The organism is Luteibacter sp., from assembly GCF_036499525.1.
Taxonomy (GTDB): Bacteria; Pseudomonadota; Gammaproteobacteria; order Xanthomonadales; family Rhodanobacteraceae; genus Luteibacter.
The window spans coordinates 1-18,689 of the sequence record NZ_DASYDO010000039.1; the positions used below are offsets into that span (position 1 = coordinate 1).

The 18,689-nt window shown below is 65.2% G+C and carries 17 protein-coding genes; 5 read left to right on the forward strand and 12 right to left on the reverse strand.

Features of this window, described 5'->3' with window-relative positions:
- The 3 genes from VGM71_RS07830 to purB form a co-directional block, all read right to left on the reverse strand.
- Nucleotides 1–330, reverse strand: a 330-nt coding sequence (locus VGM71_RS07830) for a hypothetical protein (protein WP_331543702.1), incomplete at its 3' end; no start/stop codon positions are given.
- A 123-nt stretch (nucleotides 331–453) separates the two neighbouring features.
- The gene (gene pyrF / locus VGM71_RS07835; RefSeq protein WP_331543704.1) at nucleotides 454–1,293 is read right to left on the reverse strand and encodes an orotidine-5'-phosphate decarboxylase; all 840 of its coding nucleotides are present in this window, start codon (nucleotides 1,291–1,293) and stop codon (nucleotides 454–456) included.
- Entirely contained in the window at nucleotides 1,293–2,672 is a 1,380-nt protein-coding gene (gene purB, locus VGM71_RS07840; RefSeq protein ID WP_331543706.1) for an adenylosuccinate lyase, read from the reverse strand. The genes pyrF and purB overlap by 1 nt, the downstream gene beginning before the upstream one ends.
- 186 nt (nucleotides 2,673–2,858) lie before the next feature.
- Here purB and VGM71_RS07845 point away from each other — a divergent pair, with 186 nt between their 5' ends.
- Entirely contained in the window at nucleotides 2,859–4,256 is a 1,398-nt protein-coding gene (locus VGM71_RS07845) for a class II fumarate hydratase (RefSeq protein WP_331543708.1), read from the forward strand.
- Between the two features lie 10 nt (nucleotides 4,257–4,266).
- On the opposite strand, the gene VGM71_RS07850 is transcribed toward VGM71_RS07845, so the two are convergent.
- The 7 genes from VGM71_RS07850 to VGM71_RS07880 form a co-directional block, all read right to left on the reverse strand.
- A complete protein-coding gene (locus tag VGM71_RS07850) occupies nucleotides 4,267–5,487 on the reverse strand; it encodes a serine hydrolase domain-containing protein (RefSeq protein WP_331543710.1) in 1,221 nt (406 codons plus the stop codon).
- A 58-nt stretch (nucleotides 5,488–5,545) separates the two neighbouring features.
- The gene (locus tag VGM71_RS07855; RefSeq protein WP_331543713.1) at nucleotides 5,546–6,508 is read right to left on the reverse strand and encodes a hypothetical protein; all 963 of its coding nucleotides are present in this window, start codon (nucleotides 6,506–6,508) and stop codon (nucleotides 5,546–5,548) included.
- Complete coding sequence (locus VGM71_RS07860; protein ID WP_331543716.1) at nucleotides 6,505–7,362, reverse strand: ABC transporter ATP-binding protein; 858 nt, start codon at nucleotides 7,360–7,362, stop codon at nucleotides 6,505–6,507. Before VGM71_RS07860 ends, VGM71_RS07855 begins: the two co-directional genes overlap by 4 nt.
- The gene (locus tag VGM71_RS07865) at nucleotides 7,359–7,733 is read right to left on the reverse strand and encodes a GntR family transcriptional regulator (protein ID WP_331543718.1); all 375 of its coding nucleotides are present in this window, start codon (nucleotides 7,731–7,733) and stop codon (nucleotides 7,359–7,361) included. Before VGM71_RS07865 ends, VGM71_RS07860 begins: the two co-directional genes overlap by 4 nt.
- 5 nt (nucleotides 7,734–7,738) lie before the next feature.
- The gene (locus tag VGM71_RS07870) at nucleotides 7,739–8,074 is read right to left on the reverse strand and encodes a hypothetical protein (protein ID WP_331543721.1); all 336 of its coding nucleotides are present in this window, start codon (nucleotides 8,072–8,074) and stop codon (nucleotides 7,739–7,741) included.
- 37 nt (nucleotides 8,075–8,111) lie between these two features.
- On the reverse strand, nucleotides 8,112–8,294 hold the full coding sequence (locus tag VGM71_RS07875) for a hypothetical protein (protein ID WP_331543723.1): 183 nt from the start codon (nucleotides 8,292–8,294) through the stop codon (nucleotides 8,112–8,114).
- 395 nt (nucleotides 8,295–8,689) lie between these two features.
- Nucleotides 8,690–10,960, reverse strand: coding sequence for a TonB-dependent receptor (locus VGM71_RS07880; protein WP_331543726.1), 2,271 nt, complete (start codon nucleotides 10,958–10,960; stop codon nucleotides 8,690–8,692).
- Nucleotides 10,961–11,250: 290 nt separating this feature from the next.
- On the opposite strand from VGM71_RS07880, the gene VGM71_RS07885 reads away from it, so the two are divergent.
- A complete protein-coding gene (locus tag VGM71_RS07885) occupies nucleotides 11,251–12,660 on the forward strand; it encodes a porin (RefSeq protein ID WP_331543728.1) in 1,410 nt (469 codons plus the stop codon).
- 115 nt (nucleotides 12,661–12,775) lie between these two features.
- Here the strand turns inward: VGM71_RS07885 and VGM71_RS07890 are convergent, their stop codons facing one another.
- Nucleotides 12,776–14,521: a M28 family metallopeptidase gene (locus VGM71_RS07890; protein ID WP_331543730.1), complete on the reverse strand. Its 1,746-nt coding sequence runs from the start codon at nucleotides 14,519–14,521 to the stop codon at nucleotides 12,776–12,778.
- A 312-nt stretch (nucleotides 14,522–14,833) separates the two neighbouring features.
- Between VGM71_RS07890 and VGM71_RS07895 the strand changes: the two genes are divergently transcribed.
- From VGM71_RS07895 to VGM71_RS07905, 3 genes are all read left to right on the forward strand, one after another.
- A complete protein-coding gene (locus VGM71_RS07895) occupies nucleotides 14,834–15,814 on the forward strand; it encodes a helix-turn-helix domain-containing protein (protein ID WP_331543732.1) in 981 nt (326 codons plus the stop codon).
- Between the two features lie 70 nt (nucleotides 15,815–15,884).
- Entirely contained in the window at nucleotides 15,885–16,844 is a 960-nt protein-coding gene (locus tag VGM71_RS07900; RefSeq protein WP_331543739.1) for an LD-carboxypeptidase, read from the forward strand.
- An 80-nt stretch (nucleotides 16,845–16,924) separates the two neighbouring features.
- Entirely contained in the window at nucleotides 16,925–18,358 is a 1,434-nt protein-coding gene (locus VGM71_RS07905; protein WP_331543734.1) for a chloride channel protein, read from the forward strand.
- Nucleotides 18,359–18,361: 3 nt separating this feature from the next.
- Here VGM71_RS07905 and VGM71_RS07910 read toward each other — a convergent pair.
- A partial coding sequence (locus VGM71_RS07910) for a hypothetical protein (RefSeq protein WP_331543736.1) occupies nucleotides 18,362–18,689 on the reverse strand: 328 nt, incomplete at its 5' end.

Consider the following 18,689-nt stretch of genomic DNA (forward strand, 5'->3'; position numbering starts at 1 on the left):
CGCGAGCGGCGGGCCGCGCAGGCCTTCGCCGAGCAGCACGCTGAAGAAGCCGGTCATGGCCATCGCGAGCGCGCCGACGCCGCACAGCGCGGTGTGCATCGGGAAGCGTGGGTGCGCGCTCAAGCCCAGTGCCAGCAGGCATAGCAGCCCGAACAAGGCCGAGCAGCCGCCCAGCCACAGGTGTTGCGCCAGCGGCAGCTCCGGCAGCAGGATCGACAGGATCGCCGCGCTCGCCAGCCCGGCCGCCGCGCTGGTGCCGAAGTAGAAGCGCCCGATGATCCGCGCCGCGGATTCGGGCAGTTCGGCATCGGCCAGACGGGTGATCTTCATGCAGCGGGGCGTGCGACGGTTCGCGGATGTTAGGAGCTGCACCCCGCGCCCAGCCCCCGAACAGCGGGCGGGGCAACGGCCATTTGTCGCGATGCCGCCGCTCGCCGGCTGCGCCGGCGCCGCTCAGGCCGGCAGACGGGCCCGGTTCAGTTCCGCCCGGGTCGCCTGCGCGGCGGCGCGCGCCGCCTCGGCGAAGTTGTCGCCACGGCTCGCGTAGAGGATCGCGCGCGACGAGCTGACGATGATCGGCGCGAGCGTGCGCCCGTCGGCATCGGCACGCCAGCCGGAGCGCACCGTGGCGGCCGCGTCGCCGCCCTGCGCGCCGATGCCGGGGATCAGCAGCGGCAGGGTCGGCGCGAGTTCGCGCACGCGCTCGATCTCGGCCGGGAAGGTCGCGCCGACCACCAGCGCGAGCTGGCCGCCGCCGTTCCACGCGCCCTGCGCGAGGCGCGCGATGTGCTCGAACAGCCGGTCGCCGTTCGGCAGCCGCTGCGCCTGCAGATCGGCACCGCCCGGGTTCGAGGTGCGGCACAGCAGGAACGCGCCCTTGCCCGCGTAGGCCAGGTAGGGCTCGATCGAATCGAAGCCCATCAGCGGCGACAAGGTCACGGCGTCGGCGCGGTAGCGCTCGAACACTTCGCGCGCGTACTGCTCGGCGGTGCTGCCGATGTCGCCGCGCTTCGCGTCCAGGATCACCGGCACCTCGGGCGCGCTCTTGTGGATGTGCGCGATCAGCCGCTCGAGCTGCTCTTCGGCGCGCTGCGCGGCGAAGTAGGCGATCTGCGGCTTGAACGCGATCACCAGGTCGCGGGTCGCGTCGACGATCGTCGCGCAGAAATCGAAGATGCGGCTCGGGTCGTCCTTCCACGAGCCGGGGAATTTCGCCGGGTCGGGGTCGAGGCCGACGCACAGCATCGAGTCGTTGATCGTCTCGGCGTGGGCCAGCTGGGCGCGGAAGTCCATCACGCTGCGCCGTCAATGCGCCGCGCCAGCGCGACCGCCTGCCCGGTGTAGCTGCCCGGCGTCAGCGCGAGCAGCCGCTCGCGGTCGGCGGCCGGAATCTCGAGCGTCTCGATGAAGGCGCGGACCGCCTCGCGCGTGATCGCCTTGCCGCGCGTCAGCTCCTTCAGGCGCTCGTACGGGTTGGGCAGGCCGTAGCGGCGCATCACGGTCTGGATCGGCTCGGCCAGCACTTCCCAGGCGTGGGCTAGATCGTCGGCGAGCGCGGCCTCGTTGATCTCGAGCTTGTCCAGGCCGCGCAGCAGCGAGTCGTAGCCGAGCAGCGCGTAGCCCAGCGCCACGCCCATATTGCGCAGCACCGTGCTGTCGCTCAGGTCGCGCTGCCAGCGGCTCACCGGCAGCTTCTGCGCCAGATGCGTGAGCAGCGCGTTGGCCAGCCCGAAGTTGCCTTCGGCGTTCTCGAAGTCGATCGGGTTGACCTTGTGCGGCATCGTCGAAGAGCCGACTTCGCCGGCCTTCAGCGCCTGGCGGAAATAGCCGAGAGAGATGTAGCCCCAGATGTCGCGGGCGAGATCGATGAGGATGATGTTGATCCGGCGCAGCACGTCGGCGAATTCGGCGATGCCGTCGTGCGGCTCGATCTGCGTGGTGTACGGATTGAAGGTGAGGCCCAAACCGTCCACGAAGCTGGCGGCGAGCGCCGGCCAGTCCACGCCCGGATAAGCGATGACATGCGCGTTGTAGTTGCCCACCGCACCATTGATCTTGCCTGGGATCTCGATGGCGGCGAGCTGGCGGCGCTGGCGTTCGAGGCGCGCGACCACATTGGCGAGCTCCTTGCCCATGGTGCTGGGCGAAGCGGTCTGGCCGTGTGTGCGCGAGAGCAGTGCGAGTCCGGCATGTTCGTGGGCGAGGCCGCGCAGCTGTGCGATGACCTGGTCGAGCGCGGGCAGCAGCACATCCTGGCGCGCGTCGCGCAGCATGAGGGAGTAGGCGAGGTTGTTGATGTCCTCGCTGGTGCAGGCGAAGTGCACGAACTCCTTGGCTTGGGCGAGTGCCGGATCGTTGCCGATCTTCTCCTTGATGAAGTACTCCACCGCCTTGACGTCGTGGTTGGTGGTGGCTTCGATCGTCTTGATGCGCTCGCCGTCTTCCTCGGAGAACTCGTTGGAGATGGCCAGCAGGCGGGTCACGGCGTCGGCGGAGAATGCCGGCAGTTCGACGATGCCCGGCTGGGCGCCCAGGGCCAGCAGCCAGTGGATTTCCACGTGCACGCGGCGGTGCATGAGGCCGAATTCGCTGAAGACGGGACGCAGCGACTCCACCTTGGCGGCGTAGCGGCCGTCCAGCGGCGAGAGGGCGGTCAGCGTGGCGTGGGACATGGAAGGTTCCTGAGGCGGGCCAATCAATCGCCCATTATACCGAGCCCCGTAGGAGCGCGCCCTGCGCGCGACGGCTTTTAGGCCATGCCCCGGAGCTAGCGCGCCAGCCTTAAGACTGGCGCGAAAAGATGTCGCGCGCGCGGCGCGCTCCTACAATGGGGCTACCCCCCTCCCGGAGTCCCCGCAATGAGCAAGTTCCGTACCGAACGCGACAGCATGGGCGAGCTGAAGGTGCCCGCCAAGGCGCTCTACGGGGCACAGACCCAGCGGGCAGTGAACAACTTTCCGGTGTCCAGGCTGACCCTGCCGCGGGAGTTCATCCGCGCGCTCGGCCTGGTCAAGTCCGCTGCGGCGGAGGCCAATGTAAAACTGGGCCACCTCGACAAGGCCTCGGCGAAGGCCATCCGCGACGCCGCCGCCAAGGTCGCGGCAGGCGAGGTGGACGAGCATTTTCCCATCGACATCTTCCAGACCGGATCGGGCACCAGTTCCAACATGAATGCCAATGAGGTGATCGCCCACCTCGCTGCTGCGGCCGGCCGCAAGGTGCACCCCAACGATCACGTGAACGCGGGCCAGAGCTCGAACGACGTGATTCCCACCGCAATCCTGGTCAGTGCCACGCTGGCGACCAGCGAAAAACTGCTGCCGGCGCTGAAGCACCTGCGCAAGACCATCGACGGCCGGGCGAAAGAACTGAAGAAGGTGGTGAAGACCGGCCGCACCCACCTGATGGATGCCATGCCGATCACCTTCGGGCAGGAGCTGTCGGGCTGGTCGGCACAGATCGGCGATGCCGCCGAGCGGATCACCGATACGCTGAAGCGCACCCGCCGCCTGCCGCAGGGCGGCAGCGCCGTGGGCACCGGTATCAACGCGGACCCGAAGTTCGGGCCGACCGTTGCCACCGAGTTGTCGAAGCTCACCGGGGTGAAGTTCGAATCCGCGGACAATTACTTCGCCGGCATGGCCGCGCAGGATGCGCCAGTGGAGTTGTCCGGGCAGTTGCGAGCCCTTGCCGTCGCCGTGATGAAGATCGCCAACGACCTGCGCTGGATGAATTCCGGTCCGCTCGCAGGGCTGGGAGAGATCGAGTTGCCGGCGCTGCAGCCGGGTTCGTCGATCATGCCGGGCAAGGTGAATCCGGTGATTCCGGAGGCGGCCGCCATGGTGGCCGCCCAGGTCATCGGCAACGACGCCACGATCGCCATCGCCGGCCAGTCCGGCAACTTCCAGCTCAACGTGATGCTGCCGGTGATCGCGTACAACCTGCTGCAGTCGATCGAGATCCTCGCCAACGTCACCATGCTGCTCGCCGACAAGGCGATCGCGGGCTTCAAGGTGAACGAGGAGCACATCCGCGAAGCACTGGACAAGAACCCCATTCTCGTCACGGCCCTCAATCCGGTGATCGGCTACGAGAAAGGCGCGGCCACGGCGAAGCAGGCTTATAAGGAGAAGCGCCCGATCATGGAGGTGGCGCTGGAAACCACGGGGCTCTCGAAGGCCGAACTGGCGAAGCTGCTGGATCCCGCCGCATTGACCAAGGGCGGCATCCACGGCGGTGGCGGTGGCGGCAGTTGACGGGTAGGTGTCAAAGCCGGCAGGCGGGATGTCGATCCGGCATGACCGGCTCCCCGCGTAACGCCGGCCGGTCGTACGGGATATAGCTGCTCCAGTACCAGGGGAAGCATGTCTTCCCCAGGACGTCGTCGAGCAGGTAGGCGAAGATCGACTCCCCGTTCGAGCTGTTGCTCATCATCAGCACGCAGGTTTTCGACCCTTCCAGGCACACGAAGAGGTTGTTCGTGCCGTCGTCGTGTCCTTCCTTGAAGAACGCTGGGCCATGCGGTGACTCGAACGTCCCCACGCCCATGGCATAACCCAGCGAAATCGAATCGTTGTCTTTGGAGTCGACAAGCCCGATGGTGGGGAACTGCCGCACGGAATGGATCTTCACGACCGGCTTCAGCCAGGTGCGATACGTCGTGGCCTCCAACCCGTCGCCACGCGACATGGCCGCCACAAGGTTGGCGTAGTCGGCGATCGTCGTATCCATCGAACCGGCCGCGCGCACCGATTCGCGCTGCTTGTGGCCCAGCGGCTTGCCTTCCTCGTCGTAGCCGATGGCGACGTTGTCCCCAAAGTCGGCGCGCCAGATCATGCTGCTGCGCTTCATCCCGTAACGTACGAACAGGCGCGCCTTCATGAGGTCGCCCACGTCGATACCCTTGCCGTTCTCCAGCACGAACTGCAGCAGGTTGATGCCTTCGCCGGAGTAACCGAAGCGCGTGCCGGGATCGAAGTAGAAGGACAGCTTGCCGTTCGGGTCATAGTCCTTCCCGGGCTGCCAGAAGCGGAAATTGGGGAAACCCGAGCGGTGGCTGAGCAGGATAGACGGCGTGAGCTTCCGCCAGCGCTTGTCGCCGGCAAGGTCGGCGTATTTCGGATAGTCGGGCAGGGGCTTGGGCAGGTCCTTCGCGATGCTGCCGTCGAGGTCCAGCTTTCCCTCTTCCACCAGCGACATCGTGGCGTAGGCGAAGGCGGCCTTCGTGAGCGAGGCGGCATACATCACGGTATCGGTGGTCAGTGGTAATTCTTTTTCCACGTCGCGCTGCCCGTAGGCCTTCACCGAGACGACCTTGCCGTTCTCGACGATCGCGATCGCGAGCCCCGGAACCTTCGCTTCCTTCATGAGGAAGGCGATGCGCGCGTCCAGGGCCGCGCCGCGGAGCGGGGCGGCATCCGCCGCGAGGGCGTGAGCGGCGGGAACAGCAAGAACCAGGAACGAACCCAACAGCATCGAACGAAGCATCGTGCGTCCTCCCCGTAAGAAGACGGCTCCCGAAGGAGCCGTCCGTGGGTGTCGATGGTTAGCCGTCGTCGCGCCAGCGGCGGAACCAGATGGCGCCGGCGATCATCGCCACTCCCGCCACCGCACCGATCCAGAGCGAGGGGCTGGCCAGGGCGCTGTAGTGGTAGGCCAGGCCCATCTGGCTCACCAGCGCCGCCGGGTCGTCATGGCCCACGCCACTAAGCGGCGAGGCGTTGGTCAGCCAGCCACCAGGCATCAGGCTGCCCAGCAGACGGCCAACGACATTCGTCCAGAACCAATCGCTCGAGAGTCCGGCGATACCCATCAGGCCGAACCAGGACACGATCACGCCGGCGGCGACGGGCATGGCGATGGCCCAGAGGAACGGCTTGCTGCGGGCCCAGGCGGAGCAGAGCAGCAGCCAGCCGATGGTCGGCAGCGCCCAGACCGCATACAACGGGATCAGCAGGACCATGTTGAACACGACGCGGAGCGGATGCGCGGCCATCAGCAGCCCCCAGAGGCCCACGCCGTGCATCGTGGCGACGAGGGCGAACAGGATGCTGAGCGTCAATCCCACGATCACACCGATCACCACCGCGATCACCGGGGCCAGGACGATGGCACTGGCGACCTTCGAGAGTACGGTCGACGTATCCGACAGCGGCAGCGACTTCCAGAACAGCACGCTGCGGTCGCGGCGGTCGTCGTACAGCGCACCGAGGCAGTAGAAGAACACCACGATGGCCGTGACGCAGAGCACGATGCCCGCGATGGCGTACAGCGACATATCCATGAAGGCGCCGGCCTTGTTCAGGTCATCCGGGGTCATGCTTCCCTTGAAGTGCATGTCGCCGTAGCGGAACACACCCCAGTTATTGCGGCGGCCGAAGACTTCGCCGAGCACGATGCCCATGAAGTTCAGCGCCAGGAACACGATGCCGGTAACCACGGGCGCCCAGAAGAAGCCTCCCTTATGTTCCCAGAATTCGCGTTTGACCAACCAGTAGAAGGTTTTCATGCGTAGGTGCCCTTCATGGTGGCGACGAAGAGGTCGCTGATCGACGGCCGCCTTACTTCGCCCAATCGTTCGAGTTGCGGCCGGCTGACGTTGTCGAAGAGGAAGATGCTCTTGCCGAACACCTGGCGCTCGTCCAAGGGATTCAGCTCGCGTGCCGCCGCCGCCAGTTCGGAGCCCACGAGCACTTCGGCAAACCGTTCGCCCAGGCTATCCATGTCGGTGTCGAGCACGATCTTCCCGTCGCGGATGAACATCAGGTCGGTGAGGATGTGTTCGATTTCCTCGACCTGGTGGGTAGTGACCAGAATGGTCTTCTCCTCGTCGAAGTAGTCCTCCAGCAGGCTCTGGTAGAACTGCTTACGGTAGAGGATGTCCAGGCCGAGGGTCGGCTCGTCCAGGATCAGCAGCTTCGCGTCGATCGACATCACCAGCGCGAGGTGCAGCTGCACGATCATGCCCTTGGACAGCTGCTTCACCTTCTGCCCCCGTTGCAGCTTCGTGCGGGCCAGGAAGGCGTCGCACTTGGCGCGGTCGAAACGGGGGTGGGTATGGGCGACGAAATCCACCGCGTCGCCGACCTTCAACCAGCGCGGCAGTACGGCCACGTCGGCGATGAAGCAGACCTGTTCCATCAGCTTGTCGCGATCCTTGCGTGGATCCATCCCGAGGACGTCAAGCTGGCCGTCGAAGGTGGTGAGACCCAGGATGGCCTTCAGCGCGGTGGTCTTGCCGGCACCGTTGGGGCCGATCAGGCCCACAATGCGGCCGGAGGCGATCTGGAACGAAGTGGCATCCAGCGCAAGCGATGTCTTGTAACGCTTGGTCAGGCCGGTGGCGGTGACGACCGCTGTCATGACGGGTCCTCCGCGGAGCCGTTGGCTTCACGCATCAGGGTTTTCAGATCGAGGCCCATGCGCTTCAGGCGGGCATACAGGGCCGGCCATTCTTCGCGCAGGAAGCGCTCCCTTTCACTCTTCAGCAGCGCTTCGCGCGCTCCATCGATCACGAACATGCCAAGACCCCTCCGTTTCTCAACCAGTTGTTCGTCGACCAGCTCCTGGTACGCCTTGGAAACGGTCAGCGGATTGATTTGGAAATCCCCCGCGACCTGGCGTACCGACGGCAGCGGATCGCCTTCGTTCAAGGCGCCATCCAGGATCATGGCCACCACGCGTTCGCGGAGTTGGCGATAGATCGGGACGCTGTCGTTCCAGGTGATGGACATGTATGTCATTCCTTCGCCGTCTGGCGCAGTGCGGTACCAAACGAATAGTAGGGCATGGCCAGCTGCGCGCGGATCAGCGCCACGGCCCGGTCTTCGGCGCTGCGCTTGAGCGCTTCCGCGGCCGAATCGAAAGTGGCCTCGCCCAGGAGCACGGCCTCGCGCACATCGGCGGCAGTGGGTCGTACTTCGAGCGGGGGCAGGTCGACGACACGCGTGCCGTTGACGAAGTGCGGTGCGGCGAGCATCGCGGCGGCGCGGTCATCGAAGGAGCGCAGGGTAGACACGGCGGTGCCGGCGATCAGGATGGATGCGGTCAGGGCGATCAGATTCGGCGCTTTCATGGGACGACTCCGATGACGTGTTACGTGGTGCTCGGGGTTAGAGGGAAGCGACGTTCGGGCCGGCGTCGGCGTAAACGACGATGGGGGCGAGATCGGTGACTTTCGTGCCGTTGATTTCGCTGATAGGGGCGGCGAGGGTCGATGTGCTGCTGAAGGCGACCAGGACGGAGGCGGCGATGGCGAACGAGGCGGCGAGGGCGATGTAGTTCGGGCTTTTCATGATGATTGCTCCTGTGGTGCTGTGGGTAACCGGTGTTGTAGTGAACTACAACACCATATTCTTAGCCGTCAACCGGAATGTCGTGAAATTCCCTATGACTTGTGGCCTATGCCGTACCGGGTGTGCTGGTGGGGTGTACCGGCGGGGCACCCGTTCTGATGCGGGTTTTTCGAAAAAGGTTTAGGCGGCGCCTCGTAGGAGCGCGCCACGCGCGCGACATGTGTTGGGGCCGTGCCCCGGAACTGGCGCGTGAACATCGCGACTGCGGCGAAAAGCTGTCGCGCAGGGCGCGCTCCTACGCGGCGTCGGGAGCGCATGCGGGGGCCGCAACGCAAACGAAAACGGCCGGCCCCGCGAAGGGCCGGCCGTTGGGCCGATCGATGTAGCGGCGGGGCTTACAACTCCGCGCGGAACTCCACGCCCACGATACGCGGGTCGTTCACGAACGCCGTGCGGTTATTGAAGTCGATGCCGCCCGTGATGACCTTCTTGTTCGTGATGTTGCGGCCGTACAGGGCGATTTCGCGCTTGCCGAATTCCCAGTTGTAGCCGATGCGGATGCCGCCTTCGAGGAAGGGCTTGCTGCGGAACTCTTCCGAGTCGTACAGGAAGAAGTTCACTTCGCTGCGATAGTTCCAGTCCGTGTAGACGAAGAACTCGCCGCTGTCGCCGTACGGAATGCCGTAGCGCGCGGTCCAGGTGCCGATCCACTTCGGCGCGTTGGGCAGGGCGTTGCCGTCGATGAGGGCGTTGCCGGTGGCATTGAGAGGATCGACCACCGTGCAGCCACCGCCGCAGGGAGCCACGGCCAGGTTGTGGTCCTTCAGCTCGGTGTGGTTGTAGCTGCCACCGGCCGTCATGTAGAAGTTCGGCGTCAGGTAGGCCTCGAGGTCGAACTCGGCGCCGTAGCCTTCCGTCTTCTTCGCGTTGATCAGCTGGGTGACATTGGTCGCACCGCCCACGGCCGTGAGCTGCTGGTTGTGCATGTTGTACTTGTACACGTCGGCGTTGAAGCGAAGCTTGTTGTCGTCCGACGTGGACTTGTAACCGATCTCGTACGAGGTGATCGTTTCCGGCTTCGCCGTGGAGATGCTGTTGGCGAAGTTGATACGGCCCTGCACGCTGGGCGCGCGGAAGCCATTGGCGATGCGCGCGTAGACGTTCGAGTTCTTCGACAGCTGCCAGGTGCCGGTCAGGTCTCCGCTCCAGCGGGAGTCGGTCGGATCCGAGGTAAGCGGGCCGACGGGACCGGTGAAGCCGAGGAAGCGCTCGGCCTTGAAGTCACGCTTGTCGTGCGACCAGCGTGCGCCGGCGCGCACGTCGAACTCGTCGGTGAACTGGAAGTCGGCCGAGCCGAACACCGCCCATGCCTTCGTGCGCTGGGCCTGGTCCACCCAACCGTTGAGCACGTGGTTGTTGAGCGTGTCGTACGAGAAGTTGGTGATCGCGATGTCTTCGTCGAAGTAGTACGTGCCAACCTGCCACTTCAGGCGCTCGGCGTTGTCATTCGACAGGCGGAATTCCTGGGTGATCTGGCGATCCTTCGGCAGCGCGTCGGCGGTTTCCGAATAGAACGGCGTCACGCGGTTGGTGGAGCTGGCCTTGGCTGGCGTGCCGGAAGCGTCGTAACCGCCGTCGACGTCGCCGAGGCTGTACGTGGTAGCACGCTCGAGACCGGTGATCGAGGCGAAGTTGAGATCGCCGAAATGCCAGTTCAGGTGCAGGTTGCTGCCCCAGGTGAACAGGTGTTGCTTGTTGCGGCCGTCCTGGGACACCGAATCGCGGTCGAAGCCGGGCACGAACTGGTCGCCGCCGAGAGTGATCGAGTTGGCGCGGTTGACCATGGCGCTGCCGTCGAGCCAGCGGCCGTGCACGTTGATCAGGGCGTCGAAGTCGTCCGAAGCCTTGTACAGCGCCTGGAGTCGAACGGCGCGATCGTTGTAGCCGCCCAGATCGTCCTTCTTGCCGGTGTAGTCGTTGTCGATCCAGCCGTCGCGGTGCTGGGCGAGGGCAGAGATGCGGCCCGACCAGCTCGAACTGAGTTTGCCGCCGATCGCGGCTTCGGCGTTGGCCGTGCCGTACGAGCCGTAGGACACGCGGGCATAGCCCTCGGTTTCCTGCGTTGGCTTGCGCGATTCGAACTTGATCACGCCGGCCGGCGAGTTGCGGCCGAACAGCGTGCCCTGCGGGCCGCGCAGCACTTCCACCTGCTCAAGGTCGAATAGCGGGAAGCCCTTGAGGATCGGGTTTTCCTGGACGATGTCGTCATAGACCATCGACACCGGCTGCGACGCGTTGAGGTCGAAGTCGCTGTTGCCGAGGCCGCGGATGTAGAAGCGCGGGAACTCACGGCCATACGAGGTTTCCGCATACACGCTGGGCGCGCGCGAGGCAAGTTGCAGCACCCCGTCGCCGGCCTGCCCGAAGGACTCCAGTTTCTCGGCCGTCACCACGGTCATCGAGATGGGCACCTTCTGCAGGTCTTCCGTGCGTTTTTCGGCGGTCACGTTGATGGTCTGCAGCGTCGCCGTCCGCGGCGAGGCGCCGGACGGCTGCGCGTCCTGGGGCGTGTCCTGGGCGATAGCCGTGCCGGCAGCAAGCGCTGCGGCGATGGACAAGGCAATGACGAGACGTCGCGGCGTGCGGCGCGGGCTTGCGAAGGACATGGGTCGGGTTCCGCCTGGGATGCTGGGGTAAGAGAGGTACCTCGCCAACTACGGTGGAGCCGGTCCCCTGGCGAGGCGCGTCTGCGGCGAATTATCCACTGTGACGCGGTGATGACGGAAGTGTTGCCTTCGGGACGGGTGGCCTGTCCAGCTCACCGGTGACTGTCATGGAGTTGCAATGGGCCGACGATAACTTTCCCGGCGTCGGCCAAATAGCGATGTTTAAGGCTTGTTTACGTCATTATCGCCGATGTTTGAGTATTTTCTCAATCCATTCGGAGTCACCGATCATGAAGAAAATCCCCGTGGCCGCCGCGTTCTGGACGATGTGCGGTGCCGCGGCCGCCGAGGGTGCGCCGCAGGCGGCCGTAGAGCTGTACGTCGATTCAGCCACGCGCCAGATCTTTGCCGAGCCCGGGCCGGGCCGGCAGCGGCTGGGCAAGTTCGTGCCCGCAAGCGATGAAGCCGGGTTGCCGGTGGCCAGGAGTCCCGTGACCGTTACGGCGGGCACGGTTGTCGCCGCGACATCGATCGCGCCGGCAGCCCCGGCACCGTCGTCTTCGGCCAAGGCGTGGTACGAAAAAATCGGTATCCGCGGCTATGTGCAGATGCGCTACAACCAGGAACTGGGCAAGGATGCCAGGGATCTCAAGTCGCCCGGCGATCGTTTCGTCGGCCGCGAGCAAGGTTTCGGCATCCGTCGCGCCCGCGTCGTGATCAGCGGCGACGTGACTGACGACATGTCGATCTATATCCAGCCCGACCTTGCCAGCACGCCCTCCGGCTCGAGCACCACACACTTTGCCCAGCTGCGCGATGCCTATGCGGACCTGTGGCTCAATAAGGAAAAAACCTGGCGCATTCGCGCCGGCCAGTCGAAGATCCCGTACGGCTGGGAAGACCTTCAGTCGAGCCAGAACCGCATCGCGCTCGATCGCGCCGATGCGATGAATTCAGGCGTTCGCGACGAACGCGACCTCGGCGTCTTCGCCTACTGGTCGCCGACCGTGGCGAAGGAACGTTTCGCCTACCTGCAGAAGTCGGGCCTGAAGGGATCGGGCGACTATGGCGTCATTGGCTTCGGCGTGTACAACGGGCAGGGCGCCAACCGGCCGGATCGCAACGACCAGCTGCATTCGGTGATCCACTTCTCGTACCCGTTCAAGTTCGCGAACGGCCAGTACCTGGAGGTGGGTGCGGACGCGTATTCGGGACGCTACAAGGTGTCCACCGCGTCGGCGACGATCGGCGGCGGCACGTTCACGCCGGCCGTGGACGCATCCGGGGCGGGATCGACCGATCGTCGCGTCGCGGCGCACGTTATCTACTACCCGCAGCCGTTTGGTATCCAGGCCGAGTGGACGGTTGGGCAGGGGCCCGAGCTCGACATCGCACGGCGCGTCATCCGCACGAAGTCGCTGCGTGGGGGCTATGCACAGGTGATGTACAAGTTCGACGGCGGGTACGGCTCGCTCATCCCGTATGCGAAATGGCAGACGTATCGCGGCGCGGCGAAGTTCGATACGAACGCGCCGCGGATGGAAGTGGACGAACTGGAAGCGGGCGTCGAGTGGCAGCCGTCGAGCGCCATCGAGCTCGCCGTGGCGTGGGCGAACATGCGACGGACGGATGTAAGTGCCTCGCCGTACCGCCGGATCGACGGGCAGTTGTTGCGGGTGCAGTTGCAGGTGAATTACTAAGCGAAATCGTTGTAGGAGCGCGCCTGCGCGCGACGGCTTTTCGCGAAGAGCAACAGGCCCTGTTGCTCAAAGCCCCAAAAGATATCGCGCGCGGGGCGCGCTCCTACACAATTTCCTATTTCTTTTTCCTGGCACCTTCGGTCAGCGACTTCTCCCGTACTGCCTTGAACTCGCTGCCCTCCTTCCAGGCCGGCCAGGTATCGCTGTTCGCCAGCTTGTCGCCCAGCGCGTAGAACGCCTTTACGTTCTGCATCACGCCGTCGAAGTTCCAGCGCATGTCGTAAACGTCGGTCGGCTGGTGGTAGTGGTTCTTCCCGTAATCCTCTTCCGCGGCCTGGCCCGCGGCCTTGCCGCCTACCACCATGTCGGTGCCGCCGCCTGCGGCAAGCGCAGGCACGCCGGCCTTCGCGAAGTTGAAGTGATCGGAGCGGAAGTAGTAGCCCTTCTCGGGTGCGGTGTCGCCACTGACAACGCGATTGTCGGCCTTCAGCACCTCTGCCAGCAGGTCTTCCAGGTCGTTCTGTCCATGACCTTCCACCGCCATGTCGTGCGTGGTGCCGCTGACGGGCAGGGCGTCCATGTTGATGTCGGCTATGGTCTTGGCGAGAGGGAATGGCGGGTGCGCCACGTAATACTTCGACCCCAGCAGGCCCGATTCCTCCATCGTCACGGCGGCGAACACCACCGAGCGCTTCGGTTTCTCCTGGGCGAACTTGCCGGCGATCTCGAGCATCGCGGCGATGCCGGTGCCGTTGTCGATGGCGCCGTTGTAGATCGGGTGTCCCTTCAGCGCGGGATCGTGGCCGAGATGGTCCCAGTGCGCCGTGTAGACGATGGCCTCGTCGGGCTTCTCCGTTCCCTTGACCATGCCGATCACGTTATTGCTGAGCGAGTGGGTGATCGTGCTCTGCAGGTGGATGGATGCCTTGGCGTCGAGTGGCATCGGCTGGAAGCCGCGCGTGCCAGCCTGCTTCGCCAGATCATCGAAGTTCTTGCCAGCCTTGGCGAACAGGCGTACCGCCGCTTCGCGCGTGAGCCAGCCAGCCACCGGCAGGCGCGGTGCCGGGTCTTCGCTTTCGGGCAGGTCCAGGCGTGGCGTGGTCCAGCCGCTGCGAACCACGTTCCAGCCGTAACCGGCCGGTTCCGTCTGGTGAACGATGAACGCCGCGGCCGCGCCTTTCCGTGCGGCTTCCTCGTACTTGTAGGTCCAGCGGCCGTAGTAGGTCATCTCCCGGCCCTTGAACAGGGTCGCGTCGCTGCCGTTCCAGCCGGGATCGTTGACCAGGATCACCAGGGTCTTGCCCTTGACGTCCAGGCCGTCGAAATCGTTCCACTGCGCTTCGGGCGCATCCACGCCATAGCCCACGAACACGATGTCGGAGTCTTTCAGGTCCATATCGCCCTTGGCCTGGAGCGTACCGGCGACCATGTCGGTGCCGAAGGCAAAGTGCTCGCTTCCGCCGCCTTCGGCGACATCCAGCGTGAGGGAGTCCTGGCCGTTCAGGGCGGTGGATACGGAAGGCACCGTCTGGACCCATTCGCTCTTGTTCCCCGGCTCCAGCCCGGCCCGCTTGAACTGCTCGATGATGTAGTTCGTGGTGAGGCGCTCGCCGAGCGTGCCCGGCTTGCGGCCGTCGTACTCGTCGGACGAGATCACGCGCAGGTGCGCGGCGAAGTCGGCCCCGGTGATGTCCGGCGTGAACTCGTGGTGTTCGTTGGCCACCGCGGGCAGGGGTGGCGGCGGCGCGTTGGAAGGGCCGGCCGGCGCGGCCGGCGGAGTGGCGACGGTCTTGTCTTCGTCGTGGGACTGGCATGCCGCCAGGGTGAGGGCAGTCAGGCAGCAGAGAGCGAGGCGTCGCATCGGCGGAGCTTTCCCTTCATAGCTGGTAACCATCCGAGTGTAGCCTCACTGACCTTCCAGGGGAGGCCCCCGGTCCGAAAGCACGAACTTCGCCAAACCATGAGCTGTAGACCCTTATCGTCTAAGCATATTCGGCAAATTCACAAAGTACTGGTATTTGATCCCATACATCGTTAGTTATAAGCATCGCTGGAATCGTTTCCGTAGGACGGATGCCGGCGTAAGGGGGCAGGAGACAAAGGGGAGTCCTGCGGGAATGACGCCTGTACGTGAGCGGCATGTCCGGGGAAGTGAGCACTGGGAGGTAATCGCATGAGCCGCCTTGCCGATACACAGGGACTCGAAGACTACGATCTCGTAAAACTGGGCGCCGTGCTCGGTTTTTGCGAAGTCGACCTGCTGACGTTGAGCCCCGCGCGTCCACGCGCGGCCATCGCTGCGCGGGCCCACGAAGGAGTCACTTATTTGTCCGCGCACATCGACTTCGACGTGCGCGGTTCGCTTACGGTTCCCGAAGATTCGTGCATGCTGGTCTACCTGCATGAGACAGGTGAACGCAGTTGGTGCCAGGGCATCGGCATCGAATCGGACATGGCAGTCACCTTGCTGCGAGGCGCGCCCAGCGACTTCATGTTCGAACGCGGCACACGCTTCACCCTCGTGGTGGCGCCCTACGCGCGGTTCCGTTCGCGGTTTCTCGCCTCAGACCACGCCGACGTCGACATGGCGGCGCAGCGGCTGCGGCTGTTCTCGGTGCGCTCGGAACACCTGAAGCGGGCCTACCGGCAGATTTCGGCAAATGTGCGCGAATCCGGCGAGCACGTGATGGGGCCGATCGAGGATCTGCTGGACGAACACATTCGCGTCGCGCTCGCTTCCTCGTCCGAGGAGCGGCCAGTGGCATCGCGCGGACGGCGCGCGCATTACCAGGTGGTTCGCCGCGCGGAGCGCTTCATGCGCGCCAACCTGCGCCGCGACATCTACTCCCAGGAGCTCTGCCAGGCCGCCGGCGCAAGCGAGCGCGGCCTGCGCTACGCATTCGACGACCTCCTCGGCATTCCACCGAACCGTTACCTCGCCATGCTTCGCCTGTGCACGGCACATCGCAGCCTGGTCACGGCGGAAGCAGGCCGGCGTTCGGTGAAGTCGGTAGCGCTCAGTTGCGGCATGTGGGACCTCTCGCGTTTCGCGGAGAAATACCGCAGCGTGTTCGGAGAGCAGCCGCGCGAGACGCTCACCCGCAACGCTCCATCAGAAGACCTTACCCCGGCCGACGAATACTACGAATGGTGAGCGGCCCACCGACGGTTGCCTTCGCCTCAAGGTGGAAGGTATTGGTAAGGATAGTCACGCCTTGTCCGACATGCCGAAACGACTCGATATAGAGCTCATCGCCCCCTCCGGGTACGCGGAAGACCGCGCTGCCTGCCATCGGGGCATCGAACGACTCCAGGCCGCCGGGCACCGGGTACACGGCACGGAGGTCGTCGATCGCGTGATGCTACGTTTCGCCGGCACCGACGCCGAGCGTGCCGCCGATATCAACCGTCTGGTCGACCCCGGCAAGCCATTGCCCGATCTGGTCATGGCCATCTGTGGCGGGTACGGTGCCATTTCCTTGCTCGACCGGCTGGACTTCGACGGCCTGGCCGCGCGATTCGTCGACGATTCCTGTGTGCTGGTGGGCCATGGCGACTTCACCGCCATCCAGTGTGCCCTGTATGCGCGCAGCGGCATCGGATCGCTGCATGGGCCGATGCTGGTCCAGGACTTCGGTGCCGGGTATCTCCGCGAGAATACCTGGCGGCATTTCTGGCAGACCGCGACGTCGCCGCGTACGGAGATGAGTTGGGTCTGCGGCGACGACCAGCGTGACCTGCTGGTGGAGGGCACGTTGTGGGGCGGGAACCTGTCGGCACTGTGCAGCCTGGCCGGCACGCCGTATTTACCCTCGATCCCGGGCGGCATCCTCTACGTCGAGGAAATCGGCGAACAGGCGTGGCGCATCGAGCGCCTGCTCTTCGAACTGAAACTTGCCGGTGTGCTGGATAACCAGCGGGCCATCCTCGTGGGGGGGCTCGGTGGGCAGCGGGTGAGCGAGTATGACAACGGTTACGACATCGAACACGCGTTGCAACGGTTTGGGCGTTCGTCGGGACTGCCCATTCTCCGCGGGCTCGCTTTCGGCCATGGACCCGACAAGTGGACCTTGCCCTTTGGTGCGCCCGCGATGCTGAGCGTCGTGGGCGGGGCGGCAACGCTGACGGCGTCCGGGTACCGGCACTCAGGTGCCCTCGCCGGCGGGCCTCCCGCTCCAGCCTGAGAGGCTGTTCATCTGCCAGCCAGCTACTGAGCGGATATCCCGGTAGCCTTTCGCCGCATTCTCCATCTTCGGCCGTCCCCATGATCGACCCACTCCATACGCCGCACGACCGTGCGGCGATTCCGCTTGCGCCTGCGCTGGACCCGTCGCTTGCCGACGCCCATATGCCCACGCGCCTGCCATTGCTCAGCAAGCGGGTGGTCAGCGTCGGCATCCTGGCCATCGGGCTTGGCCTGGTCGTCGGCTGCGTTGCGCGCCTGCTCACGATGCTGATCGGCCTGGTCACGAACCTGGCCTTCCACCAGACGTGGAGCTCGGAACTCACATCGCCGGCGGGCCATCATCTGGGCGCCTGGGTGATCGTGGTGCCCGCCATCGGCGGTCTGGTCGTGGGCGGCATGGCCCGCTGGGGTTCGCGCGCCATCCGTGGTCACGGTATTCCCGAGGCGATGGAACAGGTACTGACGAACGAAAGCCGGATTCCCGCGCGGATGACCTGGCTGAAGCCGGTATCGTCGGCTATCGCGATCGGCACCGGCGGCCCGTTCGGCGCCGAAGGCCCGATCATCGCCACCGGCGGTGCGCTCGGTTCGCTGCTCGGTCAACGCCTGCCAGTGAGCGAGAACGAGCGCAAGACGCTTCTGGCGGCCGGCGCGGCGGCCGGCATGGCCGCGGTGTTCAGCGCGCCTGTATCGGCAGTGCTGCTGGCCATCGAACTCCTGCTGTTCGAACGCCGCGCGCGATCGCTCCTCCCGGTGGCCCTCGCGGCGGTGACCGGCACCGGCGTGCGTTTCGCGCTGGACGGTCCCGGCCCTGTCTTTCCCATGCCCGCGCTTGCCGCGGTGGCCCCGCAGGCGCTCATCGTCTATGCCTTGCTGGGCCTGCTGATGGGCGTCGCCGGCGTGCTGATCACGCGGCTGACGTATGGCATCGAGGATGCGTTCGAGAAGCTGCCGATCCACTGGATGTGGTGGCCAGCCCTCGGTGGTCTGGTCGTCGGTGCGGTCGGTTATGTCATGCCGGCCACGCTCGGCGTGGGCTACGACAACATCACGAACGTGATTTCCGGAAACATGGGCCTCGCCGCCATGGCTCTGCTGGCGCTGGCCAAGCTCGTGTCATGGTCGGTGGCTTTGGGCAGCGGCACGTCAGGCGGTACCCTCGCACCCTTGTTCACGGTGGGGGGTGCGCTGGGCGGTGTCTGCGGTGTGCTGTTGTCGGCGTGGCCGCCGCTTCACGTGGATCCCCACATGGCGGCTCTGATCGGCATGGCTGCGTTATTCGCCGGCGCGTCGCGCGCCCTGATGACTTCGGCCGTGTTCGTGTTCGAAACGACGATGCAGCCCCACGCCCTGCTACCGCTGCTGGCCGCTTGCACCACGGCTTACATCGTTTCGGGCCTGATGATGCGCCACACGATCATGACCGAGAAGATCGCGCGCCGCGGCGTGCACGTCCCGACGGACTTCGTGGCCGACCACGAATGGCATCGCCCCGGATTGCCCGGGGCGTGAGTCTCAGGTAAGAGCGGTAACCTGGGTGGCGCCGATCACGCCGATGAAGACGATCGACAGCATCCAGAAGCGTGCCGGATCACGCCACACGCAGACGCCGAGGCACACCACGCCGAGCACGCAGGACACGATGCCGGCGGCGGTGAGACCGAGTGCGATAAGCGAAGGATCGCTGCCGCCGGAGGCGATCAGCATGGGACGGAAGATCGCATACCAGGCCAGGACGAGGCAGGCACCACCAACGATGCCAAGCAGCCAGTTGGCCGGATGATGTTTCGGCAGCATGTTGATGCCGAGAAAGATCGAAAGGACGACGACAGCAAAAACGACG

What these genes read in the sequence shown, in the direction of transcription:
- pyrF (WP_331543704.1), bottom strand. Translation starts at nt 1,293, where the DNA reads ATGGACTTCCGCGCCCAGCTGGCCCACGCCGAGACGATCAACGACTCG.
- purB (WP_331543706.1), bottom strand. Translation starts at nt 2,672, where the DNA reads ATGTCCCACGCCACGCTGACCGCCCTCTCGCCGCTGGACGGCCGCTAC.
- VGM71_RS07845 (WP_331543708.1), top strand. Translation starts at nt 2,859, where the DNA reads ATGAGCAAGTTCCGTACCGAACGCGACAGCATGGGCGAGCTGAAGGTG.
- VGM71_RS07850 (WP_331543710.1), bottom strand. Translation starts at nt 5,487, where the DNA reads ATGCTTCGTTCGATGCTGTTGGGTTCGTTCCTGGTTCTTGCTGTTCCC.
- VGM71_RS07855 (WP_331543713.1), bottom strand. Translation starts at nt 6,508, where the DNA reads ATGAAAACCTTCTACTGGTTGGTCAAACGCGAATTCTGGGAACATAAG.
- VGM71_RS07860 (WP_331543716.1), bottom strand. Translation starts at nt 7,362, where the DNA reads ATGACAGCGGTCGTCACCGCCACCGGCCTGACCAAGCGTTACAAGACA.
- VGM71_RS07865 (WP_331543718.1), bottom strand. Translation starts at nt 7,733, where the DNA reads ATGTCCATCACCTGGAACGACAGCGTCCCGATCTATCGCCAACTCCGC.
- VGM71_RS07870 (WP_331543721.1), bottom strand. Translation starts at nt 8,074, where the DNA reads ATGAAAGCGCCGAATCTGATCGCCCTGACCGCATCCATCCTGATCGCC.
- VGM71_RS07875 (WP_331543723.1), bottom strand. Translation starts at nt 8,294, where the DNA reads ATGAAAAGCCCGAACTACATCGCCCTCGCCGCCTCGTTCGCCATCGCC.
- VGM71_RS07880 (WP_331543726.1), bottom strand. Translation starts at nt 10,960, where the DNA reads ATGTCCTTCGCAAGCCCGCGCCGCACGCCGCGACGTCTCGTCATTGCC.
- VGM71_RS07885 (WP_331543728.1), top strand. Translation starts at nt 11,251, where the DNA reads ATGAAGAAAATCCCCGTGGCCGCCGCGTTCTGGACGATGTGCGGTGCC.
- VGM71_RS07890 (WP_331543730.1), bottom strand. Translation starts at nt 14,521, where the DNA reads ATGCGACGCCTCGCTCTCTGCTGCCTGACTGCCCTCACCCTGGCGGCA.
- VGM71_RS07895 (WP_331543732.1), top strand. Translation starts at nt 14,834, where the DNA reads ATGAGCCGCCTTGCCGATACACAGGGACTCGAAGACTACGATCTCGTA.
- VGM71_RS07900 (WP_331543739.1), top strand. Translation starts at nt 15,885, where the DNA reads ATGCCGAAACGACTCGATATAGAGCTCATCGCCCCCTCCGGGTACGCG.
- VGM71_RS07905 (WP_331543734.1), top strand. Translation starts at nt 16,925, where the DNA reads ATGATCGACCCACTCCATACGCCGCACGACCGTGCGGCGATTCCGCTT.